The organism is Chryseobacterium sp. TQ-BC-N36, assembly GCF_058382295.1.
This window is the reverse complement of the sequence record NZ_CM178175.1, coordinates 1459805-1485898: the sequence shown is the minus strand read 5'-3', so window position 1 is coordinate 1485898 and position 26094 is coordinate 1459805. Positions and strand designations below refer to the sequence as shown.

The 26094-nt window shown below is 37.2% G+C and carries 29 protein-coding genes; 16 read left to right on the top strand and 13 right to left on the bottom strand.

Annotated features, from left to right (window positions below):
• Window positions 1-5 precede the first annotated feature (5 nt).
• The 4 genes from AC3FI7_RS06635 (at window position 6) to AC3FI7_RS06620 (ending at window position 2346) form a co-directional block, all read left to right on the top strand.
• A complete protein-coding gene (locus AC3FI7_RS06635) occupies window positions 6-476 on the top strand; it encodes a DUF3997 domain-containing protein (RefSeq protein WP_491461689.1) in 471 nt (156 codons plus the stop codon).
• Between the two features lie 61 nt (window positions 477-537).
• A complete protein-coding gene (locus AC3FI7_RS06630) occupies window positions 538-1242 on the top strand; it encodes a TonB-dependent receptor plug domain-containing protein (protein WP_343658738.1) in 705 nt (234 codons plus the stop codon).
• A gap of 76 nt (window positions 1243-1318) precedes the next feature.
• Window positions 1319-1885: a hypothetical protein gene (locus AC3FI7_RS06625; protein WP_343658737.1), complete on the top strand. Its 567-nt coding sequence runs from the start codon at window positions 1319-1321 to the stop codon at window positions 1883-1885.
• 41 nt (window positions 1886-1926) lie between these two features.
• Window positions 1927-2346, top strand: coding sequence for a hypothetical protein (locus AC3FI7_RS06620; protein WP_343658736.1), 420 nt, complete (start codon window positions 1927-1929; stop codon window positions 2344-2346).
• Window positions 2347-2577: 231 nt separating this feature from the next.
• Here the strand turns inward: AC3FI7_RS06620 and tpx are convergent, their stop codons facing one another.
• The gene (gene tpx / locus AC3FI7_RS06615) at window positions 2578-3147 is read right to left on the bottom strand and encodes a thiol peroxidase (RefSeq protein WP_343658735.1); all 570 of its coding nucleotides are present in this window, start codon (window positions 3145-3147) and stop codon (window positions 2578-2580) included.
• A gap of 174 nt (window positions 3148-3321) precedes the next feature.
• Here tpx and AC3FI7_RS06610 point away from each other — a divergent pair, with 174 nt between their 5' ends.
• From AC3FI7_RS06610 to AC3FI7_RS06585, 6 genes are all read left to right on the top strand, one after another.
• Window positions 3322-4950: an NADP-dependent glyceraldehyde-3-phosphate dehydrogenase gene (locus tag AC3FI7_RS06610; protein WP_343658734.1), complete on the top strand. Its 1629-nt coding sequence runs from the start codon at window positions 3322-3324 to the stop codon at window positions 4948-4950.
• Between the two features lie 154 nt (window positions 4951-5104).
• Window positions 5105-5614, top strand: a complete 510-nt coding sequence (locus AC3FI7_RS06605; RefSeq protein WP_291896400.1) for an RNA polymerase sigma factor — start codon at window positions 5105-5107, stop codon at window positions 5612-5614.
• An 11-nt stretch (window positions 5615-5625) separates the two neighbouring features.
• A complete protein-coding gene (locus AC3FI7_RS06600) occupies window positions 5626-6441 on the top strand; it encodes a hypothetical protein (protein ID WP_491461688.1) in 816 nt (271 codons plus the stop codon).
• A gap of 58 nt (window positions 6442-6499) precedes the next feature.
• Entirely contained in the window at window positions 6500-6859 is a 360-nt protein-coding gene (locus AC3FI7_RS06595; RefSeq protein ID WP_343658732.1) for a DUF7716 domain-containing protein, read from the top strand.
• Window positions 6860-6989: 130 nt separating this feature from the next.
• Window positions 6990-7499: an RNA polymerase sigma factor gene (locus AC3FI7_RS06590; RefSeq protein WP_142726294.1), complete on the top strand. Its 510-nt coding sequence runs from the start codon at window positions 6990-6992 to the stop codon at window positions 7497-7499.
• A 13-nt stretch (window positions 7500-7512) separates the two neighbouring features.
• Window positions 7513-8103 carry a hypothetical protein gene (locus AC3FI7_RS06585; RefSeq protein ID WP_491461687.1) on the top strand — a complete coding sequence of 197 codons (591 nt, stop codon included), beginning with the start codon at window positions 7513-7515 and terminating at the stop codon, window positions 8101-8103.
• Between the two features lie 38 nt (window positions 8104-8141).
• On the opposite strand, the gene AC3FI7_RS06580 is transcribed toward AC3FI7_RS06585, so the two are convergent.
• Window positions 8142-9680, bottom strand: coding sequence for a S41 family peptidase (locus AC3FI7_RS06580; protein WP_491461686.1), 1539 nt, complete (start codon window positions 9678-9680; stop codon window positions 8142-8144).
• 173 nt (window positions 9681-9853) lie between these two features.
• On the opposite strand from AC3FI7_RS06580, the gene AC3FI7_RS06575 reads away from it, so the two are divergent.
• A complete protein-coding gene (locus AC3FI7_RS06575; protein ID WP_343658730.1) occupies window positions 9854-10951 on the top strand; it encodes an MBL fold metallo-hydrolase in 1098 nt (365 codons plus the stop codon).
• On the opposite strand, the gene AC3FI7_RS06570 is transcribed toward AC3FI7_RS06575, so the two are convergent.
• Window positions 10952-11239, bottom strand: a complete 288-nt coding sequence (locus AC3FI7_RS06570) for a GNAT family N-acetyltransferase (protein ID WP_089692521.1) — start codon at window positions 11237-11239, stop codon at window positions 10952-10954. It abuts the gene before it with no gap.
• 485 nt (window positions 11240-11724) lie between these two features.
• Between AC3FI7_RS06570 and AC3FI7_RS06565 the strand changes: the two genes are divergently transcribed.
• From AC3FI7_RS06565 to AC3FI7_RS06550, 4 genes are all read left to right on the top strand, one after another.
• A complete protein-coding gene (locus tag AC3FI7_RS06565; protein ID WP_142726290.1) occupies window positions 11725-12183 on the top strand; it encodes a hypothetical protein in 459 nt (152 codons plus the stop codon).
• A 106-nt stretch (window positions 12184-12289) separates the two neighbouring features.
• The gene (locus AC3FI7_RS06560; protein ID WP_142726289.1) at window positions 12290-13195 is read left to right on the top strand and encodes a helix-turn-helix domain-containing protein; all 906 of its coding nucleotides are present in this window, start codon (window positions 12290-12292) and stop codon (window positions 13193-13195) included.
• Window positions 13196-13281: 86 nt separating this feature from the next.
• Complete coding sequence (locus AC3FI7_RS06555; protein WP_142726288.1) at window positions 13282-14283, top strand: aldo/keto reductase; 1002 nt, start codon at window positions 13282-13284, stop codon at window positions 14281-14283.
• A gap of 85 nt (window positions 14284-14368) precedes the next feature.
• Window positions 14369-15361, top strand: a complete 993-nt coding sequence (locus AC3FI7_RS06550) for an MBL fold metallo-hydrolase (RefSeq protein ID WP_491461685.1) — start codon at window positions 14369-14371, stop codon at window positions 15359-15361.
• A gap of 340 nt (window positions 15362-15701) precedes the next feature.
• Here the strand turns inward: AC3FI7_RS06550 and AC3FI7_RS06545 are convergent, their stop codons facing one another.
• The 7 genes from AC3FI7_RS06545 to AC3FI7_RS06515 all read right to left on the bottom strand — a co-directional run bounded on the left by AC3FI7_RS06545 (window position 15702) and on the right by AC3FI7_RS06515 (window position 21406).
• Window positions 15702-16094: a DoxX family protein gene (locus AC3FI7_RS06545; RefSeq protein ID WP_343658728.1), complete on the bottom strand. Its 393-nt coding sequence runs from the start codon at window positions 16092-16094 to the stop codon at window positions 15702-15704.
• A gap of 32 nt (window positions 16095-16126) precedes the next feature.
• Window positions 16127-16903 (bottom strand): DUF1223 domain-containing protein, encoded by a 777-nt coding sequence (locus tag AC3FI7_RS06540; RefSeq protein WP_343658727.1) that lies wholly within the window; start codon window positions 16901-16903, stop codon window positions 16127-16129.
• Window positions 16904-17229: 326 nt separating this feature from the next.
• Window positions 17230-17991 carry a LytR/AlgR family response regulator transcription factor gene (locus AC3FI7_RS06535; RefSeq protein ID WP_142726284.1) on the bottom strand — a complete coding sequence of 254 codons (762 nt, stop codon included), beginning with the start codon at window positions 17989-17991 and terminating at the stop codon, window positions 17230-17232.
• Window positions 17972-18985, bottom strand: coding sequence for a sensor histidine kinase (locus AC3FI7_RS06530; protein WP_491461684.1), 1014 nt, complete (start codon window positions 18983-18985; stop codon window positions 17972-17974). The genes AC3FI7_RS06535 and AC3FI7_RS06530 overlap by 20 nt, the downstream gene beginning before the upstream one ends.
• A 78-nt stretch (window positions 18986-19063) precedes the next feature.
• Entirely contained in the window at window positions 19064-19507 is a 444-nt protein-coding gene (locus AC3FI7_RS06525; RefSeq protein WP_491461683.1) for a hypothetical protein, read from the bottom strand.
• Window positions 19504-20487 (bottom strand): heme-binding domain-containing protein, encoded by a 984-nt coding sequence (locus AC3FI7_RS06520; protein WP_491461682.1) that lies wholly within the window; start codon window positions 20485-20487, stop codon window positions 19504-19506. Before AC3FI7_RS06520 ends, AC3FI7_RS06525 begins: the two co-directional genes overlap by 4 nt.
• A gap of 172 nt (window positions 20488-20659) precedes the next feature.
• On the bottom strand, window positions 20660-21406 hold the full coding sequence (locus AC3FI7_RS06515) for an SDR family oxidoreductase (RefSeq protein WP_491461681.1): 747 nt from the start codon (window positions 21404-21406) through the stop codon (window positions 20660-20662).
• Between the two features lie 101 nt (window positions 21407-21507).
• On the opposite strand from AC3FI7_RS06515, the gene AC3FI7_RS06510 reads away from it, so the two are divergent.
• A complete protein-coding gene (locus tag AC3FI7_RS06510) occupies window positions 21508-21843 on the top strand; it encodes a winged helix-turn-helix transcriptional regulator (protein ID WP_142726279.1) in 336 nt (111 codons plus the stop codon).
• Window positions 21844-22070: 227 nt separating this feature from the next.
• Here AC3FI7_RS06510 and AC3FI7_RS06505 read toward each other — a convergent pair whose 3' ends face one another.
• From AC3FI7_RS06505 to AC3FI7_RS06495, 3 genes are all read right to left on the bottom strand, one after another.
• Window positions 22071-24290, bottom strand: coding sequence for an NADP-dependent isocitrate dehydrogenase (locus AC3FI7_RS06505; RefSeq protein WP_491461680.1), 2220 nt, complete (start codon window positions 24288-24290; stop codon window positions 22071-22073).
• A gap of 104 nt (window positions 24291-24394) precedes the next feature.
• Window positions 24395-25513, bottom strand: a complete 1119-nt coding sequence (locus AC3FI7_RS06500) for a DUF8740 domain-containing protein (RefSeq protein WP_491461679.1) — start codon at window positions 25511-25513, stop codon at window positions 24395-24397.
• Window positions 25514-25526: 13 nt separating this feature from the next.
• Window positions 25527-25979, bottom strand: a complete 453-nt coding sequence (locus AC3FI7_RS06495) for a T9SS type A sorting domain-containing protein (protein ID WP_343658719.1) — start codon at window positions 25977-25979, stop codon at window positions 25527-25529.
• Between the last annotated feature and the right edge of the window lie 115 nt (window positions 25980-26094).

Here is a 26094-nt window from a genome sequence, read left to right as displayed (position 1 = left end):
TATCTATGAATAAATATATAAAGACTCTCTTGGTCTTTTTTGGACTCATTCTGGTAATACCAGTAATCTGGTTTTTTCAAAATCCGGGAAGTTTATTTGCTTTCGGACCGGGAGTACAGGATTTCTCTAAAAATTTAACGGGAGGTTATACACTTTACAGAAATTCAGCTCACGAAATATTTGCAGCCCCTGATGATGGATGGAACAGTGAAGCTTCTATCATCCCCTCGAAGATTATCAATATAAATGTATATAATGAATTTATTGTTGCTGAAAGGCAAGGATTAAAGAGACGAAATCCTAATGATAGTTTAGATACCTATGAGATTCCGGATGAGAGTATAAAAGATTTCTGGATTCTGAATACACACAAAAATTATGTATTGGGTAATCTAAACAGAACTGATTTCAAAAGAAAATTGGATTCTCTTCATATTCCTGCTGGTATTGAGTTAGTTGATATTTATAAATATTAATACCTAAAAATTCATTCCAACCTTTTTTATCATTCCAGCATCTTTATAGTAAAAGCTTACTATGAAAATTACGATACCCAAACCTTGTCATGAAAACTGGAATACGATGTCACCAGATGAAAAAGGAAGATTCTGTGCTGTTTGTTCCAAAACGGTACGAGACTTCAGGAAAGTTCCGGATGATGATATTATTGATGTGTTTTCCAAAGCTTCGGACGAGATCTGTGGAAATTTTAATCCATCACAGCTCAACCGGGAGTTGCATTATTCTTATATCAATACTCTTTTTGTAAAATTTGCGGTGGGAGCCATCCTGACAACGGGAGGAATTGTAAGTGTGAATGCACAGCAAAATAAAATCTGTGATACCCTAAAGACTGAAGAAATACAGCAGGTTGTTTTCAATACTCAGAGAGACAGGGAATTGCTTGGTTCTGTTTCAGTAGTGCCAGCGAGCGCTTTATTAGACAGCAAGGAAAAAGAAAAAAAAGAAATTGTCTCAAAATTATCAGGAGTAATGGGTAAGCCTCTGGGAGATAATAACGGTATACGTATTGGTGGAGCTCCCTCAAGTGGAAAAATATACAAACCTATGTATGTAGTGAATGGAAAAATAAGTGATTATGAAAAAGTAAAAGCGCTGAATCCTAATCTTATCAAAACAATGAATATCCTGAAGGGCGCTTCTGCCTCTGCAAAGTATGGAGAGAAAGCAAAAGATGGAGTAATCGTAATTACTACTAAAAAGAAAAGTAAAAAAGAATAAATAGTAAATACAAGTGATGCTATATATTCAAATGTTCCTATTATTAATCTATCTTAGAGGATAAAAATAAATAACTATGAAACTCACCATATCCAACCCCTGCCATGAAAACTGGGAAGAAATGACAAGAGATCAGAAAGGAAAATTTTGTTCTGTTTGTTCTAAAACAGTAACAGATTTTACAAACTATTCAGATGAAGGGCTTTTAATGAGTTTTAAGTCTGATAAAAAGGTTTGTGGAAGATTTACAGATCATCAGTTAGGTCGAGATTTAAAATTTTCATTAGCCAGTAAATTTGCTTTAGGACTGTTGGCTGCAAGCGGGGTGGTAACCACAGCCAAAGCACAGGAATTAAAAGATGAAGAGGTAAAAAAAGTAGATTTTAAAAAAGGCTTCCAGGGCGTAGAAGTCATCAATAACACTTTAAATAAAACCATGTGGCTGGGGATGCCTACTGATGAGGAGATTGAGTCTACACAACCATTGATCCTGTTAGATAATAAAAAGATATCCGAAGCGAAAATGAAAAAAATAAACGGAGAGAAGGTGAAAAGCGTGAAAGTGTTTTCCGGTGAAGGAGCCACTAAATTGTACGGAGACAAAGGCAAATATGGTGTGATTTTGATTGAAAGTAAAAAATAAAATCGTTGAAAAAATATACTGCGCACTATCAAAAAAAAGACATGGTTTTGATATCGGAGACCCAGCATGAAATCGGAAGGATAACGGAGACCAGGAAATTGTTTCAATATGAGGAATATATCGTTTTAAACTCGAAAAAATACAATATGAAGAATGTGGGATTTCTAAAGAATGATATAGAACTTTTTGATGCAAATACAGTAGTTTACTTTACTGATCTGGCAAAAGAAAGAATTATTAAGTCGGGGCAGGGAGTTCGGATCTATTATTTTACATTAAAAAAGACCCGGCAGCTGATAGAAAAAGGAAAAGTATTGATCGAGATACAGGAAGAAAAAAGATGGTTTAAAGAACCCATTTTCCATGTGGAAGTGGATGATTCTGTTGATGACTTGCTTACATTACTGTTCCTGCACTATTCAACAAAAGAATTTAATTCTATTGGAGGAGATGGAGATTAAAATTTCTTCTCCTTATTAAAAATGAAAGATTATCAATTTTATCAGAGATAAAATCCCTGCGCCTTACAGCAGTCTTTTTAAATATCATTTTGCGCCTTAGCGTTGATCCAACTATGATACAGAAAAAACTCAGCAATTCGCTGAGTTTTATTTTTTAAGCCATTAAGAATATCAATCTTTACATTAATATTCTTAACTCTTTAATTTTTCTTAATGGTTTAATATGATTTATTATTTTACAGCGGCAATCGCCGCTTCATAATTCGGTTCCTGGGAAATATCAGGTACCTGTTCTTCATAAATGATCTTTCCTGAAGGATCTATCACAACAACCGCTCTGCTCAGAAGTCCTTTCATGGCGGAATCTACAAGTTCTACACCATAATTCCATCCGAAATCGGAACGGAAATCGGAAAGCATTACTACATTTTTGATTCCTTCGGCACCACAGAATCTTTTCTGGGCAAAAGGCAGATCTTTTGAAATACAAAGTACTACCGTATTAGGAAGATTTCCTGCCTCTTCATTGAAATGATGTACAGATGCAGAACACACTCCGGTATCTACACTTGGAAAGATATTCAGGATAACATATCTGCCTTTGTAGGAATCCAGGGTCTGATCATTCATATTGACATCTGTTAGGGTAAATTTAGGAGCAGGCTTATTCAGTGCCGGCAATTTGGCATAGGTATGGACCTCCTTTCCTCCCATTAAAACTGTATTGATCGCTTTAGATTTTTGAGCAAAGCCCACTGCAGAACAGAATAAGAGTGTACTGAAAACTAATTTTGAAAACATGAAATTTAATTTTTATGCTAAATTATTCTTTTTTCAGGATCTGAGATTAATTTTAATTCAAATAGATCAAATCTATTGTCAGAATATTTTTTTCAAAACAATTTACCTCTACCTTTATATTATTAATTCTCCGGAAGAAGGAGAATCTTATCATATAAAAAAATAGAAAGATTTATGAGTTCAGAAAATACAGCATCATTTCATCACATTTTTAAAAGTGAAAACGAAATCCCTGAAGAATATAAAGTTCCGGTGATTCACCAAAGAACTTATCTTTTGAATGGCGAACTGGTAGAGTGGAACGGCGATGTCACTGAAATCTATTCACCTGTATGCATTCCTACAGAAAACGGATTAGAAAGGAAGCTTCTGGGAAGCATCCCGAATATTGGCCCGGATGAAGCTATGGAAGTTCTTGAAGCCTGTGTAAAAGCGTATGATAACGGTCTTGGTGAATGGCCCACCATGTCTGTGGAAGGACGAATCAAGTGTATGCAGAAATTCGTGTACCTGATGATTCAGCAAAGAGATCTGATCATTAAGCTGCTGATGTGGGAAATCGGGAAAACACTGGCCGATTCTACGAAAGAATTTGACCGTACCGTAGATTATATCAATCAAACCATTGATGCCCTGAAAGATCTGGATAGAGAATCTTCCCGTTTTCAACAGGCGGAGGGAACCATTGCGCAGATCAGAAGAGCACCGCTTGGAGTCGTTTTAAGTATGGGGCCGTTCAATTATCCTCTGAATGAAATTTTTACCACATTGATTCCTGCCCTGATTATGGGGAATACCATTCTTTTCAAGCTTCCGAAACATGGTGTATTGGCTCACTATCCATTGTTAGAAGCCTTCAAAGAAGCATTTCCGAAGGGAACAGTGAATACTTTATATGGAAAAGGCTCAGAAATCATTACCCCGATCATGGAAAGCGGAAAAGTGAATGTCCTTGCTTTCATCGGCTCTAGTAAAGTAGCGAATGGGCTGAAAAAACTGCATCCTAAGGTAAACCGTTTAAGAGCCATTTTAAGTCTGGATGCGAAGAATGCAGCCATTGTTACCAAAAATGCAAACCTGGATGTAGCGGTAAGCGAATGTATTTTAGGCTCTCTTTCTTTCAACGGACAGCGTTGCACAGCGCTCAAGCTTATATTTGTTCAGAAAGAAGTGGCTCTGGAGTTTACTGAAAAGCTGAGTGCGGCTGTTTCTGCTTTGAAACCGGGGCTTCCATGGGAGAAAGATGTGAAAGTAACACCGCTTCCGGAAGTCAATAAACCTCCTTATTTAAAAGAATGTATTGATGATGCCCTACAGAAAGGAGCTGCAGTTCTGAATAAAGATGGAGGGTATACAGATGAATCTTTTGTTTTCCCTGCGGTAGTATATCCTGTGAACAGTAGTATGAAGCTGTATCATGAAGAACAGTTTGGCCCCGTGATTCCTGTTGTTCCGTTTGAAGATATAGAAGAGCCTATAGAATATCAGGTGAATGCTTCACACGGGATGCAGGTGAGCATTTTCAGTGAAGATCCTCAGGAAGTGGCAAGACTGATCGATCCGTTTGTAAATCTTGTTAGCCGTGTCAATATCAACTGTCAGGCACAAAGAGGTCCGGATGTCTTCCCTTTTACCGGAAGAAAGGACAGTGCGGAGGGAACACTTTCAGTTTTTGATGCCCTGCGTTCATTCTCTATCAGATCTTTGGTAGCTGCAAAACTGACGGAATCCAACAAAGAATTGCTGAATACTATTGTAAGAGAACATGATTCCAACTTTTTAAGTACAGATTATATTTTCTGATCGTACCGATATTGTATTTAACATAAAATAAAAATCCTCAATAAACAAAGTGGTTTATTGAGGATTTTTTTAACTTAATGCCGGAAATTAAAGTTTTGTGTTATAATAAGATGATGTTTTTTAGAAATATCATCTATGGATCAGTGTGTAAATCATGTCTTCACCGGAAAAAGAATTTTTAGAAAAGATTGAAAAACATAAAGGAGTGGTTTTCAAGATCTCTAAAATGTATATGGATAATAAGGACGATCAGAATGACCTCTATCAGGAGATCATCTATCAGGCCTGGAAATCATACGGTGATTTTCAAAACCGAAGTGATTTCTCTACATGGCTGTACAGAACTGCGCTTAATACTGCAATTGTTTTTCTGCGAAGTGAAAAAAAACGTAGTTTTATACAGAATCAGGACATCGATAGGCTGAGTGTCCGGCAGGAACCTTATAATGATACGGATGATGTAAATATGAAGAGAATGTATGAAGCCATCCATCAGTTGAGCCCCATTGATAAAGCCCTTATATTTTTCTTTTTAGAAGGTTTTTCAGGAAAAGATATTGCAGTACAGTTGGGAATTACCGAAGTAAATACCCGGGTAAAGCTGAAGAGGGCAAAAGAAAAACTTAAAGAGATTATTACCAGCCAAAATTCAGGTTCCTATTAAACAATAACACTATGGACTTAGAAAATTTTAAAGAACTTTGGAATAAAGATACAGGACAGGAATCCCCTGAAATTTCCCTGGAAAAGAAGAGGGAAATACATTCTCCGCTGCAGATGCTGAAAGTGAATATGCAGACAGAATTCTGGCTGATGATTGTAACGCTGCCTTTACTTTTAACAGGCTTCCCGTTTGCCTCCGATGATTCTAATATTAAAACCATATCAGCATTTGTCACTATTCTGACGGTTGCTATTATTATCTATTTTTATTCCCGTTTTCTGAAACTGTATAAGCTGCTCAGGAAAAACAGTATCAATACCAATTATGACCTGTTCAACCTTAAAACCCAGCTTCTCATCTCAAAAGAAATTTATATTTCCTATTATATAGCTTATATTCCTCTTGGATTCCTTTTGTCTCTGATCAAAATTAACTTTCACTTTGACAGGGAATATAATCTGGCAATCTTCGGGGTCAGTCTTCTGATTACCCTATTTTTAATCGCTTTTATTATCAAATACTGGATTTATTATATGTACGGAAGATATATTGATGATGTAGTCCGCTTGGTAGATGAACTTAACGGAATTGAAATAAATCTGAAACAGGAAAAGAAAAAGTCATGGTTTGAGCGCTCACAGAAGTTTTTCATAAATAAGATGGGAATTAAAGGAAACATTCTGAATACTGTTATATGGTTTGTATCGATGTATATTTTTATCATTTTATTTTTGACGCTTGTTCTTTTGATCATCATCATAGTAGGGGCAAAGCTTGATTTACTAGATATCGGATCATTGCAGAATGCTTTAAATAAACTGAATTAGAAACTGTTGGTTTATAAATTTTCTATCTTTAGAACGTTGAGCTGTTAAAAAATATAAAATGGATGAAATTAAAAATCAGATGTATCCTATAGAAGAATTTCTGGAACTTGTGAAGCATAAACAAGACAGGAAGGAATTTTATGACCCTGAATACAACTATGCAGTCTATTCTTCAAAAGACAGGTTTGAACCTGAAATGAAGGTTTTTATCGGAGATCCTTTGGATATTGGTGAGAATGATAATGAAATTTTACCTGATTTTGTATATCATAATAAGCTGAATTATATGTGTTCTGATGAGAATATTCAGGATGTGGTGGATCTTACTTTCAGACAGCATGCAGAGGTTACTTCTTCTCAGCTTATCAATGCCCTCAATCATTATCTTGAAAAAGATGACTTTATGGATTTTAAATAAGATTGATATTTCAGTAAAACTTAAAGAAATAATGAGACCTGACCGTATTTTCCGTCAGGTCTTTTTATTCCTTTTAAAAAAACTGTAACATTTTTTTTAAACGAAAACTAACTCTATAGAGTAACAAGCTATGACCTCATTAGAACAAGAGTTTATACGTAAAATTGAACAGCATAAAGGAATCCTGTTTAAGATTTCCAAAATGTACATGACTGAAAAAGATGACCGTGATGATCTTTTTCAGGAGATTACCTATCAGCTCTGGAAAGCATTTCCTGATTTCAGAGGGGAAAGTGAGTTTTCAACATGGCTGTATAGAATTTCTTTAAATACTGCTATTATTTTCCTTAAAACAGAAAAAAGAAGAAGCTTTATAGCCCGTGAAGATTTTTCTAATCAAATCATTGTTCAGGAAGATTATGATTACCGTAAAGAAGAGCGTCTGACAGAAATGTATAAGGCTATTCATCAGCTCAATCCTATTGATAAAGCCTTTATATTCTACTATCTGGAAGATTTTTCAGGAAAGCAGATTGCAGACCAGATGGGAATTTCCGAAGGTAATGCAAGAGTGAAAATGAATAGGGCCAAAAATAAACTTAAAGATATCTTAAGCCAAATAAAAATCAACAAACCTTAAAATTAACAATCCAATGAATATCGATGAATTGAAAAATACCTGGAACGAAGATATTGTGGAGGAAACTCCTGAAATAACTATAGAGCAGAGAAATAAACTGAATCTTCCCCTTGAAAAAATACGCAAAAACATGCGTGTGGAATTCTGGTGGATGATAGGAATCTTCGTTTTTGCTTTTCTGGTATGTTCTGTATGCAGGCCATTTAAACTTCAGCTGTATATAACGGTTTTAATTGCTTCCATGCTTATTGTTACCGTTTTCTTTTTCAGTAAATTCTTTAAATTGTATAATGAAATCAGTAATCCTGCACCGAAAACCTATGACTCCCTGAAAGATCTGGTCATGCAGCTGAATCTTAACAAACAGTATTATCTCTCATACTATATCAGTTTTGCACCGTTTCTGGTCTGTGAGATCCTAATTGTCCTGGAATTCATTCCCTGGCCAAAACCTTTGAGTGAGCTGAAGATTGCGGTTATTTTAATCGCTTCTGTGATTGGTGGATTATTTTTACTGTATTTTGCCGGACAATTCTGGTTTCACCGTTATTATGGAAGATACATGCAGCATATTGAAAATCTGTTGGAGGAATTAAAAAGATAAGACTTCGGCGGGCTGAAAGCCCGCCGAAGTCTTTTTCATTATTGCCCTTTATTTTTCTTTTCCTTTGCAATTTCGTTTTTTATCCAGTCCAGCTGAGGATCCTTTTTATCAATAATATCCTGCATGCTTTCTGTCACGGTCACATCGGGAACGACCCCTTTCCGTGAATCTGAAAAATTGATATTAGGCTGCACCAGAAGCAATCCGATAGGAAATTTTATTTCAGAATTGGGAAGTTTCTGATACGAGTAAAAACCGGCTACTGTTCCGTCATTGGCTCCCCCGGTTTCTTCTCCCACAAGAGTTGCTCTTTTATCATTCTTAAGTTTGGCCGTAATAATAGATGAGGCGGAGAAACTTCCACCGTTGATCAGTACAAAAACTTTTCCGTGAAAGGCTTCTTTTTTAGGTTTTGTAGGCTTGTCAGCTTTCATTTTATAGAAAACTTTCCCGTCTTTTTTATAAGTACTGAAGGCCTGTGCAAGAAAATAACTTGGATAGGCAATACTTTTCAATGCATATTCCAGAGCATTACTTTTTCTGAAATAATTGGTACGCAGGGGAATATCTCTTGCGGTCACCTGCGAAGGTTTGATCAGGGTAAACGGTTCATCTGTAAGATATGAATACAGATTGTTAATTTCATAGAGTGAACCGCCGTAATTATTCCGGACATCAATGATGAGGTAAGGAGACCCTGCATTGCTGATCCTGGCAAAAGTTTTTTTATAAAACTTATCCGAAAAATCTCTGGAGAAGCTTTTTACTTTTATATAAGCAATAGTACTGTCTTTATCAAGAAATTTGAAGCTCCTGTTATAAGAATTGCTGGAAGCTACATAATCGTTCAGTTTCTTTTCCTGGGTCTTTTTCTCCATTGCCTTATCCTTTTCAAGGTCAGATTCGGATTTTGTCTCCCGGGTTATGATATACGTTCTTTTTTTTCCCCGATAGAGGGTTTCAAGAACGGCTTTGCTTCCAAAACCGTTTTCTGCAGTATAAAAATTGAAGAACAGATCCTTTAAAAAGTAGGGATAGAAGGTCGTGTTGTCGCCATCACTGCTGATCAGGCTTCTGTATTTCTTTATATAATCGGATACAGGAACATGATTGATCGATAAAATTTCGGTCCCGGGATGAATATGTTCAATAGAATCCCTGTTCTGAACGATATACATCCGATCGCCCGTGATATAATACTCGAAACGGCTGAACATTCCTTTCTGGTGTTCCAGTCTTTTAATTTCTTTTTTTGTAAATTTTTTTCTTGGAATTCTGAGAGACAGATGACCTTCACGAATGCCTGCAATGACGGGTTGAAGTTTAAAATAAAACTGAAGAGGAGTAAGCGGTTCAGTAATGGTCTGCTTAAGACTGTCAAACTTATGTTCCAATTCCTTCTTGGGAATGTACCAATATAATTGAGGATGCATTTGCTGTAATTTGGAATAGGCAAAATCCACATCTTCTTTAAGTTGCTCCGGTGTAATACATGAAGCCCGCTGTTCGTTATGCTTTCTTATGGAAGCACAGGACGAAAGAATAGCAAGTAGCAATATTACCGAATAATTTTTCAATGTATTTGAGTTTTTTCAATCTGCTAAAATAGAAAGTTTAAAATTAATCAGGATTTAAATGAATAATAAAATTTCCAAAATACATGATAAATTTAGTTAAAAAAATAAGGTAAAACAGGATAAATTTTCATTTAAAATCAAAAGTCAATACATTTGATATTTATTTTTTACAGATGATTTATTGGATTATTACGAGTGTAGTTGTTCTTACTGTTACTTTTTTTATAGTGATCAATATGAGGGCATTTGGCGGAGTGCCAAAAGGGAAGAGGCTGAAGCGTATCAGGCAGTCAAAGCTCTATAAAAATAATCAGTTCCAGAATACCAGCCACACACCTTCCATTACTGAAGGGTACAAAATATCGAAAGTGACCTACGATTTTTTTTTAGGTAAAAAAGATCCGCTGCTGAAACCTCTGAAAGCAATTCCGTCTCTTCATACCGATTTAAAAAGTATAGATAAAAATCAGGACGTATTGATATGGCTTGGGCATTCATCGTATTATTTACAGACTGATGGAGTCTCTTTTTTAATTGATCCTGTTTTAAGTCTGTATGGTTCTCCTTTTAAATATTTTAATAAAGCATTTAAAGGATCAGATATCTTTAAACCTGAAGATATTCCCGACCTGGATTATCTTGTAATAACCCATGACCATTTTGATCATTTGGATTATCCAACTGTAACATCCATTAAAGACAGGACAGGAATGGCTATTATTCCTTTGGGAGTGGGAGCCCATTTGGAAAGATGGGGATATGCTGAAAATAAGCTTATTGAAGAAGAATGGGGAACAGAAGTGAGTCTGAGAAATGATATGAAAATTATTTTTACTCCGGCAAGGCACTTTTCCGGCAGGAGAATAAAGCAGAATGATACGCTTTGGTGCTCCTATGTTCTGGTCACGTCTACAAAGAAAATCTTCCTGGGAGGAGACAGTGGTTACGATAGTCACTTTAAAACAATAGGTGAGCAGTATGGCCCTTTTGATTATGCTATTCTTGAGAACGGGCAATATGGAGAAGCATGGAGGTATATCCATACATTGCCGGAAGATGTTATCCAGGCTGGTATGGACCTCAGGGCAGAACGTATCATTCCTGTTCATGCAGCAAAATTTGCACTGGCACTTCATCCATGGAATGAACCTTTACAAAAAATATCAGCTCTAGGAAAAGAAAACAAACTGAATATCCTCACTCCAATGATCGGCGAAGTAGTAGATCTGAATCATTCAGAACAGCAGTTTACCACCTGGTGGGAAAACTGATCAGGCATGCCAGATTTCTTTATATCTTGCAGGATGATTCTCAAACTGTTGTCTTACAAAATCACATTCCGGGTCTACAAGCAAATCTTTTTCTTCTGCATAGCGTACCAGCTCATCCAGTAATAGTTTGGCGTAGCCTTTCCCCTCACGTTCTTCGTCAAGTTTCGTATAATAGACGATAAGCAGCCTTCCGTCAACCTCTATGGACATATAACCTGCTTTCTTATCATCAATAAGCAGCTGCAATTCATCCTGATATGGAGATACCTGAAACTTTATATTTTCCATAATAACTAAGATTTGGTTGATTAATAATTGAAGAATATTTCTAAAAAAAACATTCTCTTCATTAAAATTACGAAATTAAATGATATCAGATAATAGTTTTTGGGAATCTTAACGAATTTTATAACATAAAAGATAAAAAGATAAAAGATAAAAGATAAAAGATAAAAGATAAAAGATAAAAGATAAAAGATAAAAGATAAAAGATAAAAGATGTTCCTTTTAAATATCTCTATTCAATAGGGGGCCATCTAACCATAAAGTATCCGTCCATTGGCTTCAGCCAAAACTTAAAATATAAATTTTATAGTTGTTTTCCAATAATGAATCAAAAGCAGGTAATGGCTGAAAATTCGAAAAAAAAACAAAGAAATATATCAAAGATAATCAGTTGTTTATAGTTTTTCTTAACAAATATTAGCATTTGTATTGAAGCATTGGCACTTTAATTGACTATCCCAATATGTTTAATTTTAAAGTGGAGTGAAATGAAAAAATTAATATTAACAGCATTATTGGTTGGGACATTTAGTTTAAGTTATGCCCAGTCAGATTATTATAATGACTACAGAAGGAGTATTTCAGATATCAACTGGCAAAGAGTGATTACTGATCTGGTACTGTCAACAACACAGGCCAATCAGATCTATGTCTTAAATGACAGATATCGTGATTATGATTCATGGAACAGAGTCTATGTAGTAGAGCCGGGAAGATGGAGAAATGACCGTTATTCGGAGCTGGAAAGGATTCTGGGTAGAGAAAAATATATCATCTTTAAAAAGAAATACTATAGAGGACAAAACCCTGTCATTATTTACGGAAGAAATAAAAACGATTATAAAAAATACCGTAAGGAACAGGAAAAGTATTACAAAAACCAGGAAAAATACTATAAAAAACAGAACAAACACCGTGGTCATGGCCACGACGATGATTGGGATTAACTATTATCAATTATATTCACTTACATGGCTGGCATCTTTGTCAGCCTTTTTATTTTTTACATTTCAGGTATTATTTTAATTTGTTTGAATTTTATAACTTTGAGGTATGGAATCACACGAATCACTCAAAGATTTTTATGAAAGAAATGCTCCCAACCTGGGGTATCCATGTATTGGAATCAATAAGATGGGGCACTTCAATGTATTTTCACGGGAGCACTGCTCACTGTTGACCCCTTACAGCAGGAGATATTACTATAAGGTTTCACTGATCATAGGGAAGGGAAAGCTCCATTATGCAGATAAATGGATTAAAGTGGACCGCCCCGCGTTATTGTTTTCAAATCCTAACATTCCTTATTCCTGGGAAGCTGAGGATGCCAATCAGAAAGGCTGGTTCTGCCTGTTTACAGATCAGTTTCTGCATAACGGAAGCCGTATGGGAAATCTTCAGGATTCTCCGCTTTTTAAGATTGGAGGAACTCCGGTTTTCTTTGTTGATGAAGAACAGCAGAAGATACTTTCTGATATTTATACAAAAATGATGACTGAAATTCAGTCTGATTATATTCATAAGTATGATATGCTGAGGGCATATCTGCATCTGATGATCCATGAAACCATCAGAATGCAGCCGGCAGAAAGTTTTGAACCTTATCAGAATGCCTCGCAAAGAGTAGCTGCCTTATTTATGGAATTACTGGAAAGACAATTCCCGATTGACAGTCCTGCGGCATGTTTAAAATTAAAAACGCCCAACGACTATGCCCAGAACCTTTCGATTCATGTGAATTCTTTAAACCGTTCCGTAAAGGAGATTACAGGAAAGACAACCAGCCAGCAGATCACCGCAAAGATTATTCAGGAAGCCCATGCTTTGCTGACTCATACAGATTGGAACATTTCTGAAATCGCTTACGGCCTGGGCTTTGAAGAACCTGCTTATTTTACCAACTATTTTAAAAAGCAGACCGGAATTACTCCAAATGCTTTAAGAACAAACCCTGTTTGAATTTTATAATTCTTAGTTTGAATTCTATACAGCAGTTGATCGCTCCATGTTCTAATTTTGTCTTGTAAAATTAAATCATACCTATCATGAAATTTAAAAAATTAGGAAACACAGAAGAACAGTTATCAGCAATCGGGTTAGGATGTATGGGGATGAGTTTTGCATACGGTCATGCAGATGAGCAGGAAAGCATCAATACCTTACACAGAGCATTGGATTTGGGAGTTAACTTTTGGGATACAGCAGATATGTATGCCGCTGGAGAAAATGAAAAACTGATCTCTAAGGTTTTGGTTCCGAACAGGGATAAGATTTTTATTGCTACCAAATTCGGATTCAGGTTTAAAGATGGTACAGCCAGTCACAGCGGAGCTCCGGGAACTTATTTTGATGGCTCTCCGGAATGGATCAGACAGGCTGTGGATTTAAGCCTTCAAAGATTAAAAATTGATACAATTGACCTGTATTATGCTCACAGAATAGATCCAAATGTTCCGGTAGAAGAAACAGTAGGGGCAATGGCTGAACTGGTAAAAGCAGGAAAAGTGAAATACCTGGGATTATCAGAAGCTTCTGCAGAATCTATCAGAAAGGCAAATAAAATTCACCCAATTGCAGCTTTACAGTCAGAATATTCTATTTTAACCAAAGACGTTGAAAAAGAAATTCTGCCGACCATCAGAGAACTGGGAATTTCTTTAGTGCCTTATTCACCGCTGGCAAGAGGGCTTTTTACCAATATCTATGATGCACAGAATCTTGGTGACGACGATTTCAGAAAATCATTACCGCGTTATCAGCAGGAATATCTTGAAAATAACACTAAGCTGGCTAACGAAATCAATGAGTTTGCGGCTTCCAAAGGAGTAAAAGGAACTCAGCTTGCATTAGCCTGGGTGCTGAACCAGGGAGATGATATCATCCCGATTCCGGGAACCAAACGGATCAAATATCTGGAAGAAAATATTGCTGCGGTCAGTATAGAACTTTCCCAATCGGATCTGGATACCATTGATGCCATCCTTAAAAAATATCCTAACGTAGGCGAAAGATATAATGAAGGGTCAATGAAACTGGTGAACAACTAAAAGCCTATTGATATAAAAACTGAGTTTCTTACAATGAAAGGAACTCAGTTTTTTGCTTTTATATTAAAATGAAAAGAACCCAACTATGAACAGAAGAGAATTATTAAAGAACGGATTATTGGCAGGAACATTAAGTATGATTCCTTTTTCAGGTTTGATGGCAGAACAGAAAACAACTCCTGAAAAAACCGGAGATGATCTTTCCGGGTTTAAAAAACTGAAGCTCGGTGAGCTTGAACTATTTGTTCTTACAGACGGATATATCCATGAAGAAAACCTGAATTTATTTGCGCCAAGAGGCACCGTTTCTGAACTGAAATCAATCCTTAAGGATAATTTCAGGCCGGAGAATTATATTGATATGGCAATGAATATTCTATTGGTTAAAACAAAAAATAAGCTCATCTTATTCGATACCGGAATGGGTATTTTTGCGGATGAAAGAACCGGATTTCTGTTAAAAAGTCTTGAAAAAGCTGGTTTTACTCCCAAAGATATTACTGACGTTTTTATTTCCCATGCCCATCCTGATCATATTGGGGGAGTTGTAGACAAAAAGAATCAGCTTATTTTTCCTAACGCAGATATTTTCATCGCTAAAAAAGAACATGACTTCTGGATGCAGGCTTCTATCAAAGACTTCAGCAACAGCGTTGTGAAAGAACATCCTGAATTCATTAATCAGTTTATCCCTGTTGTCCGGAATATCCTGAAAACGATTCAGCCCAAACTGAAGTTTTATGATCTCAATAATCCGTTATATAGTCATTTTAGCTTTCAGCTGGCACCCGGTCATACGCCAGGCCTAACAGTTACAACGATTTCCTCAGGAAATGAAAAGCTGATCTATATTGCAGATCTGATTCATTCTGATGTGGTTCTTTTTCCACATCCTGAATGGGGATATTTCGGAGACACCGATCTGGATATCGCGATTGCATCAAGAAAAAAACTGCTGAAGCAAATGGCAGATACCAAAATCAGAGCGTTTGCTTACCACTTGCCATGGCCGGGGCTGGGCTTCACAAAGGAAAAGACTGCAGGATTTGAATGGTTCCCGGAGAGTTTTATGAGTTAGATAACAGAGGCAGATGATAGGTAACAGGTAGCAGGTGATAGCGGTAGAAATTAAGGATATGGGGTTGTTGTCCCTTAATCAGTGAATAGGTGCCCAGCATTCCCCTCTTTTGGAGGGGTGGCAAAAATTCAAAGAATTTTTGACGGGGTGGTTAATATAAACGGATTGTTAATTATACCCGATAGTTCAATCAATAGCAGCGGACTTTAGTCCGCTTTCAGGAACAGTATTCATCCATCCGGCTTCAGCCAAAACTTATTGAGCAAAATTTTAATGGTATAATACAACAGCATCTCCCGGGTAACGGGAGGTGCTGTTTTGAACATAAGAAAAATTTAAATTATGCTTCTCCAAATACCAGCTCAGGAGAATACAGTTTTCTGAACATCAGATACGTTATTGTAAGTACAGAAAAGGCCACTATTGCATCCACAGTAGATGAAAAACCAAGTACCGCGATTTTTGAAAAGAAAGCAAAGAGGATATCAAAGAACATGCCTGCAAATACCCATTCTTTCAGTCTCAATAATCTGTTGGGAAGCAGAAGAACAAGAACTCCTGAAATTTTAAAAACACCCAGTATATAGATAAAATGAGGAGGGTAGCCTAGCTGTCGTGTGATGTCCCAGACCACTGGATTTTTTGTCAGTTCAAAGAAACCGCTGGTTCCAAACCATAATGACATAAAAAGAGCTCCGGCCCAGTAGATGATTTTTGTTGTTTTTGTTTTCATTGTTGTATATTTTAGTTGTTATTAGGTATAAATTATTTGAAAGCTGTTTTTGCAGATCCTGAGATTTCTCCGGTTTTTACATTCTGAATGAAGGCTATGACTTCCCAGTTTTCAGGTGAGAAACCCTCAGGAAGCCTGAATGTTGTTGTCCCCTCTTGCTGTTTGCCCAATGAAACCTGGTTTTGTTGGTGAACAATCTGCCAGTGATGCAGGTGACGTCCTTCATTTTCTCCTTTACCTACCTGGGTGGAGGAATGTTTTTCAATCAGGTTAACGAGCAGAGTACTCTTAGGATCAGAGGTGGATGTTTTATACTGGATATTAATTTTATCCTGAGAAACGTTTGCAGATAACTCTACATTGTTTTTTTCAGCATTAAAAAGGCCCTCCTGAATGGCGTTTTTAATGCTATTTTCATCAGAACCTACAAACTCTCTTTTTCCGTTCACTACCAGTTGAGGAGTATACACCTGCGAATTCAAAATACGGCTGTACTGCTGCTGTCGCTGCGAATTTTCAACAGTACTGAATCGGTCTTTCCATCCCAGACGGTTCCAGTAATCAACGTGGTAGGAGAGAAGATAAACCGGTTCTCCATGATATTCTTTTTCAATCTTTCCCATCAGCTCATCAGCCGGAGGGCAGCTTGAACATCCTTCTGAAGTAAAGAGCTCCAGAACAGCAAAACCATTGGTTTCAGATGTTGTATGCTGTGTTGTCTTCTGTTCTTTATTTTGATGAATAAATGCTGAAGTGGCAAATAACAGTGCCGTGAAAGCGATTACTGTGATTAAGTTTTTTAGTATCATATCTTTTAATTTGATTCAAAAGTAGATACTCTGTGAGGGCAAAAGAATATAAAAAAGGGTCAACCGGACAAATCAAAAGGTGAATCCGGAAAATGTAAGGGGAAGTATATTCTGGCTGGAAGTGAGAGGCTGGAAGTTTTGCGGTATGAAAAGAAATAGTGTTTTTTTATATAAACAGCAAAGCTTAAGAAACTAAAACAGATCAAATAAAAACAAAAGAAAACCCCAATCATATCAATCAGGGTTATAATGTATTTCAAAAAAGTTCTATATCTTAGAATGACTGCAAGTACTTCCAGCCCCCAGCTTCAGATTTCCTTATTCATTTACCTATCCTCCAGCCATGTAAAGAAACTATGCGTTTTTTCTTTATTGATCAAAAGTTTTTCAGGCGTTTCAATAGTAAGCTTCACCAGTATTTTACGCTGGAAATAATGCTCCATCTCTTTAATAGCTTTAAAATTAACCAGATACTGCCTGTTGACTCTAAAGAACTGTTTGTCTGAAACCTGTTCTGCCACCTGCCCTAAGGGTTGGGTAAGGGGAAACTGTTCTTTGGCAAATGTCACCAGATGTGTGATTTCATTATGGATGTAGAAATAGGCAATATCTTCCGTAGGAATGGTAGTATATTTCTGATTTTTAAAGACCAGGAAGCTGCTTTTACCGGCGGAAGGCTGACTGATTTTTTGGATGAGTGACTCCAGGTCAGGGAGATCGTTTTTCTGAAAGAATTTTTTCAGTTCATCCACTTTTCTCAGAGCTTCAGCAATGTCTTCCTTTGAAAACGGTTTTAAAACATAATCAACCCCCTTACTTTTAAAGGCATCCAGCATATACTGATCAAAGGCAGTACAGAATACCACAGGACAGGTGATTTCCACGGATTTGAAAATCTCAAAGGAAAGCCCGTCAGAAAGATGGATATCCATAAAGATAAGATCAGGTTTGATATCCTTTAAACCTTCAATGCTTGTTTCAATACTGTCGTAAACACCCAGGATCTTTGAGTCCGGCTTTAAGTCTGAAATTAAATTCTGCAGGGATTTTGCAGCCCTGAATTCATCTTCAATAATGATTATATTCATGGATTAATGGTAGTTTTATCTGGAAATTTTTTTCGTCTGAATGAATGATGATATCTTTTTCCAGCAAGTGTTTGTAACGCATTTTAATATTGTCAAGCCCTACTCCCAGAGAATCTTCTGTATTCATTTTCCGCTGTATGGGATTTTCAATCACAATTTGGTTGTCAGCATAATAGATTTTGATGTGCAAAGGCTTACTTTGTGAAACGATATTGTGCTTGATACAGTTCTCCACCAAAAGCTGAAGCGTGAATGGCGGAATAAGGGTTGCATTAATTTCTTTTCCCAGTTCGTTGGTGAACTTAATTCCTTCTCCAAAACGGGCTTTCTGAAGAAAAAGATAAGCATCTACTATTTTCATTTCTTCCTGAACACTGATCAGATCCAGTTTTCTGCTTTCCAGCGTAAATCGGTAAAAATCTGAAAGCTTTACAATAAAATCAACTGTTTCCTCATCATGGGTTTCTGCCATTAATTTTAACGTATTCAAGCTGTTGAAAAGAAAATGCGGGTTGATCTGCTGCTTTAATAGTTCATACTGGGCTCCAAGATTATCACTTTTTACCTTTTCCAATTCAAGCTGTATCTGCTGTCCCGTATAATTGTTCTGAAGCAGCGTAAGAAACATATAGCAAACCAGGTTGATCAGAATTCCTCGTACTTCCACCATCAGCATCACCGGGCCGAAATTAATATGAGAAAGAATCAGCTGCTGAATCCATGCCAGCCCAAACATAATCACCATCCCAAAAGCCAATACGACCATCAATCTGGAATACGAGATATGCTGCCTGCGTTTTCCTGTACGGTTCAGCATATAAATGTTGATGTACCACATGATAATAGAAAAAGCTGCTGTAATTGCTGAGTTTACGGCTGCCTCTTTCCAGTTGAACTCATGAGAGGCCAGCTGAGGTACGGAAGATAAAACTCCAAGGAAAATAGAGCTTATCCAGATTATGGCAGGTGAGATCTTTATTTTTTGCTGTTGCATGAAATCTGCTGATTTGAAAAGGTTAAATTAATGTTTTTATTGGAAATATTATGATAAATAGTGAAGCATAAATTTTTATTAAGGTCTGCTTACAGGACGATAGCTCATGAAATACTGAATTCTTTTTTCTTTATCAGGAGCACTGCTTTCCGACTGGTCATTTTTGATATCATAAGATATTTTTCCAAGATGATCAGCCTGAATAGTCTCTATGCTTACCAATTCTCCGGTGATGGTTCCGCCAATATATTGAGGATTGTCGTGATATTTCCAGGTAACCAGTTTCATGACGGCATCAGCTTCCGGTGTCCGGCTCTCTTTTAACAAAGATTCCAGTGCTTTTTTGTTTCCATATAAGGCTGACATCGTTTCTTTCTTTGGATTTAAAGAATTGGAAATGAATTTGAGTGATCCCGGGTCAAAAACAACTCTCACAAGCCCATTATTTGTATCACTGTTTTCTTTGCTGCAGGCAGTAAGGGAAATAAGGCTTACCAATAAGATGAGTATGGTATTTTTCATTTTTTCTGTAAATTTTGAATTAATCTTTGGGTATTTACTTTCATGGGAACATCAAACAGATATCCTGTTTTTTCTGCAAGCTGCCTGTGGCAGGCAATGCAGGATTCTTTGGCAAAAGATGCTGTCTTTCCGGTTGGATGAAGGTCGTCTCCCGAGAATTTTGCAAATCCCCAGCCTTCCGTATCTTTATATTGCCTGGAATCTTTGACCATAAACTGTGCATTGATAAATTTTCCGGGCCTGATTTCTCCGTCAGGTAATTCCTGCTGTTTCCATACGGACTTTACAACAATACTTCCGTCCGGCCACGGGTGAAAGTTTTCTGTTTCTACAGCTTTTACCGCGATGTCATTTCCATAGATCACACGAATGGAATGATCAAACAGCGTACTCATACTGATTACTTTCCAGTTTTTAAAATCAGGTGTGTATTGAACTCCATTGGGAGAAACAGGAAATTTTGTTGATGCTGTAATAGGTACACTGGATGAGACTTGTAATGCTTCAATCTTTTTCTGAGCAGATGTACTTACTGAAGATAAAGAAAGCGTATATTTCTTAATGGTTTCAATATCTTTTTCTGTAATCTTAGCCGAAGGATGCAGAAGAGTATATTCATGGAGGGGCATTTTACCACTTTGCATCATATTGAGGATAGCATACATTTTTCCCTGATGATCAGCGGGAGAGTACTTTTCCCATTCTGAGAAGTTCAGCACTTCTCTGGCTCTTTTGATGTCTTTATTGACTGTCCAGGAAACAGGAGCAATTTTATCATACCAGCTTAGATTTTGTTGGTTGGAATGGCAGTTGAAACATGAGTTTTCAAGAATGCTGATGACTTCCCTTGGTGCTTCAATTTTTCCTGTAACCGGTTTTCCTTCCAGAGGTTTGCTGAATAACTGTAACCCTCCTAAGATTCCTAACATAACCAGAAATACTACAGCAATGGGACTTCTTTTTTTCTTTACGGTATCCATAATGAGTATTGTTTTTATTTTCTGATTCAAAAGTAGGTGGGTAATACATATTGTGAAACGGAAAACAGACCGGGTTGGACAAATCAAAAGGTGAACCCGGAATTTTTACCCCCGAAAATATACAAGGAAAATCCCGGCAATTGTTTTACCGGGATTTGGTGAAAACCATCATTTATAAAGTAATGCCACCGTCTATCACAATTTCGGTTCCGGTGACATAGCCGGAAGACTTGTTATCTGATAAATAGGTCACAAGTTTCGCGACTTCTTCAGCGGTTCCCATTTTATTGAGAGGAATCTGATCTATGAGATGGGTTTGAATGCTTTTCAAAGTTTCTTCATCCAGCCCGGCCTTACTCATGATTTCGGTTTTTATGGGTCCTGGGCTTATCATGTTCACTCTGATCTTTCTTGGGGCTAACTCTGCTGCTGCTGTTTTTGCAATTGAGTTCAATGCTGCCTTGCTTGCCTGGTAAGCCGAACTGTTGGGTTTATAAGTAGAAGCGACTATGGAAGATAAAAAGATCACTGAAGCTCCGTCATTCAATAAAGGAATGAATTTGCTTAAGGTGAAATAAGCTCCTCTGAAATTAATATTCATGACCTGATCAAAATTTTCGACATCCATGTTTTCAATAGGTGTAAGACTTCCCGTAATGCCTGCATTGATAAACAGGATATCAGCTTTGCCAAATTGCTTTTCCACATCTTTTTTTAACAGGTCAATATCATCAAGATCAGCCTGGTCTGCAATGAATGGAATAGCTCCGAGTTCCTGAGCTGCTTTTTCCACAGCTTCTTTTCGCCTTCCGGTGATGATCACGGTTGCTCCTTCTGAAATAAGTTCTTTGGCTGCAGCGAACCCGATTCCGCTGTTTCCTCCTGTGACGATAGCCAGTTTGTTACTGAATTTTTTCATTGTAAAATTTTTTGACAAAGTTATTTCAAAATGGTATACTTTTGTAATCAGTATCACAGAGTATACCAATATCATTCATGATATCATTTAACTTTGCAACTATGGAAAGAGATCAGAACGAAGAACTTAGAGCCCTGCAGGATACCCTTTATTTTATCGGCGGTAAATGGAGAATTCCTGTAATCAATTCAATTTGTAACGGAAACAGACGCTTCAGGGAAATTGAGCGGAGTATTCCCGGGATTACCACCAGAATGCTTTCAAAAGAACTGAAAGATATGGAACTGAACAAACTGGTAAAACGTACAGTTTACCCTGAAACTCCTGTTTTAATAGAATATGAGCCCACAGAATATTGCAGGACTTTTGGAAAAATCATTATGGAAATGATCAACTGGGGTAGAGAGCATAGGAGAGTGATTGTGGAGGATAGGTGAGAGGTGAGAGGTGGCAGATGCTAGGTTGCAGGGATTAGGGATTAGGGATTAGGGACGCGCGCCGACCTAGATAAGTAAATATGTGTTCAGTATTCCCCTCCTCCGGAGGGGTGGCAAAAAATTCAAAGAATTTTTGACGGGGTGGTTTTACCAGTATACTTTTGACGGGTGGTTCCACAAAAAAAGCCCCTTAAAAAAGGAGCTTCTTGTTTATATCAGAGCGGAAATTAGATTCCGTCAATAATTTCATTTAAAACAGTGCTTGGTCTCATGGCTGCATACGTTTTATACGTATCCGTTTTGTAGTAACCTTCAATGTTTTGAGGTTTACCCTGAGCACCGATTAATTCAGCATTGATGACTTCTTCGTTTTCCTGCATTGCCTGTGCAACAGGAGCAAACTGAGCAGCCAGTTCAGTATCAGCAGTCTGGTTAGCTAACGCTTCAGCCCAATACATTGCCAAATAGAAGTGAGAACCTCTGTTGTCAATCTGACCTACTTTTCTTGCAGGAGACTTATCTGTAGCTAAGAATTTGGCATTTGCCTCATCCAGTGCATCCGCTAAGACCTGAGATTTTGTATTTCCCTGAGTCTGTGCTAAATGTTCTAAAGAAGCCTGAAGTGCCAAAAATTCTCCCAGAGAATCCCATCTTAAATAGCCTTCTTCCAGGAACTGCTCAACATGTTTTGGAGCAGAACCTCCGGCACCTGTTTCAAATAAACCACCACCGTTCATCAATGGAACGATAGAAAGCATTTTTGCAGAAGTACCAAGCTCAAGGATCGGGAAAAGGTCTGTTAAATAATCTCTCAATACGTTTCCGGAAACAGAGATGGTATCTTTACCTTCTCTTGCTCTTTTAAGTGTTTCAGTCATAGCATCTTTTACATCAAGGATTCTGATGTCAAGACCTGTTGTATCGTAATCAGCAAGATATTTTTCTACTTTTTTGATGATCTCTCTGTCGTGAGCTCTTCCTTTGTCTAACCAGAAGATGGCAGGAGTATCAGATAATCTAGATCTGTTAACGGCTAATTTTACCCAGTCCTGGATAGGGGCGTCTTTAGTTTGGCACATTCTGAAGATATCATCTTTTTCTACTTTTTGAGAAAGAAGAACGTTTCCGGTTTCGTCCTGAACCTCTACAGTTCCGTCAGCAGATAATTGGAATGTTTTATCATGAGAACCGTATTCTTCAGCTTTCTGAGCCATTAAGCCTACGTTCGGAACAGATCCCATTGTGGTAGGGTCTAATTTTCCGTGTGCTTTCATATCATCAATTACAGACTGATAGAAACCTGCATAAGAACGGTCTGGAATGATACAAACAGTATCTTCCTCATTTCCGTCTTTGTTCCACATTTTACCTCCGCCTCTTACAAGAGCAGCCATAGATGCATCAACGATGATGTCAGAAGGTACATGGAAATTGGTAATTCCTTTATCAGAGTTTACCATAGCCACTCTTGGTCCTTCAGCCAGCGCTTTTTCAATATCAGCTTTGATATCAGCTTCCTGAGCATTTCCTTTAATTTTTTCGAAAAGATCAGCAAGACCGTTGTTGGGATTGATGTCTAAGGACTTGAAAGTCTCAGCATACTTGGTAAATACTTCTTTGAAGAAAGTTTCAACAATAGCCCCGAAAATGATTGGGTCAGAGATTTTCATCATGGTTGCCTTAAGGTGGGCAGAAAGAAGTACATTTCTTTTCTTAGCTTCTTCGATAGCTTCCTGAACGAATGCTTTTAATGCTTTTAAGTTCATTACAGAAGAATCGATCACTTCACCTGCCTGAAGACCGGCAAAATCTTTTAATACAGATTCAGAACCATCATTTCCTTTGAATACGATTCTGTATTTTGTAGCGTTTTCTAATGTTGTAGAAGTTTCTGTACCGTAGAAATCACCATTGTTCATGTGAGCTACGTCAGTTTTGCTGTCAGATGCCCAGTCGCCCATTCTGTGAGGGTTTGCTTTAGCATAGTTTTTAACAGCTTTTGGAGCACGTCTGTCAGAGTTTCCTTCTCTTAATACAGGGTTTACAGCACTTCCCAATACTTTGGCATATTTAGCCTTGATCGCTTTTTCCTCATCATTTTTAGGTTCTGCAGGATAGTTGGGAACTGCGAAACCTTTTCCCTGCAATTCAGCAATTGCTGCATCCAATTGAGGTACAGAAGCAGAAATGTTAGGTAACTTAATGATATTGGCTTCAGGTTTTGTTGCCAATTCTCCAAGCTCTGCCAAAGCATCACCGATTTTCTGTTCATCTTTTAAAAACTCAGGGAAGTTAGCTAAAATTCTTCCTGCCAAAGAAATATCCGGTACCGCGATTTCGATATCTGCTGATTTTGTAAAAGCTTTTACGATAGGTAAAAACGAGTGAGTAGCCAGCATTGGAGCTTCATCAGTAAGTGTGTAATAGATTTTTGATTTTTCTGACATTATACTGTTATTTTTTATTTGAAATTTTAAGTCCCACAAATTTAGTAAATATCATTGTTTTATTTGAGATATTTCCATAAAAAAGAGGCTTGGCCTCTTTAATTTTATATCTGTGTAATTGTATAGCTTCCGGTTGCATCAACATTTATTTTGAAAGTGATTTTATAATTCTTTGGTGTTGAACTTGCATTAGGGAAATTAATTTCACTTCCTTCAATGTCAAAATTACCATCATTCAGGTTGTCTCCCAGCAATTCACTGTAGTTGGTAGCATTGGCAAGCATTATTTTAAACCGTGTATTGGTTGTCGCTCCATTAACCACAACACTGAATGTACCCGTATTGACATCATAAGTTACATTTCCGGATGAAGCCCAAGTTCCATAAAAGTTTATTTGAGGACTGAAATTGTTGAAAAATGGAGTATAGGCAGTAACACCATTACCGATCATACCCGTAGGAGCCAGTGCGATCTGATAAAATCCACCTGAATTGGTGTTGTAGCTGTTTCCGTTGGGAATAAGAATATTGTTGGGATCCGAGCCATAGGTCTGTGCAGAACCATTTTGGGCAGTAATGAATTTTATCTGAGAATTTGGAGGTAAATATTTATACCCGATTTTTGTATTATTGACAATTCTTAACAGCTCTGCATTGGATGTATTAAAATTGTTATAGGATCCATACATATATAAATTTTGTGGAAGAGATTGCCCGCTATTGGCTGTTGCTGTAGGAAGACTCAACATACCGGAATCATTTATATTTAGAACATAGCTTGTTCCATTCGGAGAAACCAGCGTAATTCCCTGCCCGGAGCCTGTAACAACAGTTTTGGCAACCTGAGCGTAAGGTACACTCATCAACTGATTGACTCCTACATTGGTGTAACCGGAACCTCCTTGAGGATCCATTTCTACCTTTACAAATTTTGTGCCCGTTCCCCAGTTGATGCCTCCAAAGTTTCCTGCTGTAGCCGTTCCCTGCCCTATATTCAGACTTACCAAACCTTTGGCATTGGTTGTTTTAGCATGATTTTCAGTATATAAAACCGTTCCTGTGGCTGAATTGTCCAAAATACTTACCCTCAGAGAGACATTTCCATTAACAATGGGTACTCCGGAAGAATTGAAAGCAATGGTCTGATAGCTGAAAGCCTGCGGAACCTGTGCACTTAGCAGGGTAGTAAGAAATAATCCTATTGCAGCATATATTTTTTTCATGTTTAAATAGTTTTTAAGGTTTTTTGATGATTTTAATAGGTTTCAGGTCTGGATTTTTAAAAGAGATGATGTAAACTCCCTGGTTTAAAGTTCTCAGATCCAGTTTGTCAGATTCTAATCGTGTTATTAAAATAAGCCTTCCATTAAGGTCATAAATTTCTACATCATCAATTTTTGATTTCGAACTTAATTTTACGTAGACAAAATCTGTAGTGGGATTAGGGTAAATTTTCACATGATCTTTTTCTATTTCAGAAACACCGAGAACCTGAAGTACAGACTGATAAAGCATTCCCATGGTTCCTGAGCCTGTCTGGTCCGGGTCGTCGGGAATGACATAAATTTCCCCTACTGAGTGGCTGAAGTTATCCGCAGACACTGCTCCGGAATTGATATTCCCAATGACTGATTGGGCAAAACCGAAAAAAGGTACTGCAAATAAAAACAAAGTAATTTTTCTTCGCATGGTTACTAATTTTTTAGGATTGCGAATATAAACAAATTTTTGTTTGAAAAAATGATGATTGGAAGACAGGGAGGATTTTCACTTTAAGATTAATTTAACCATAATAAGAACGGAA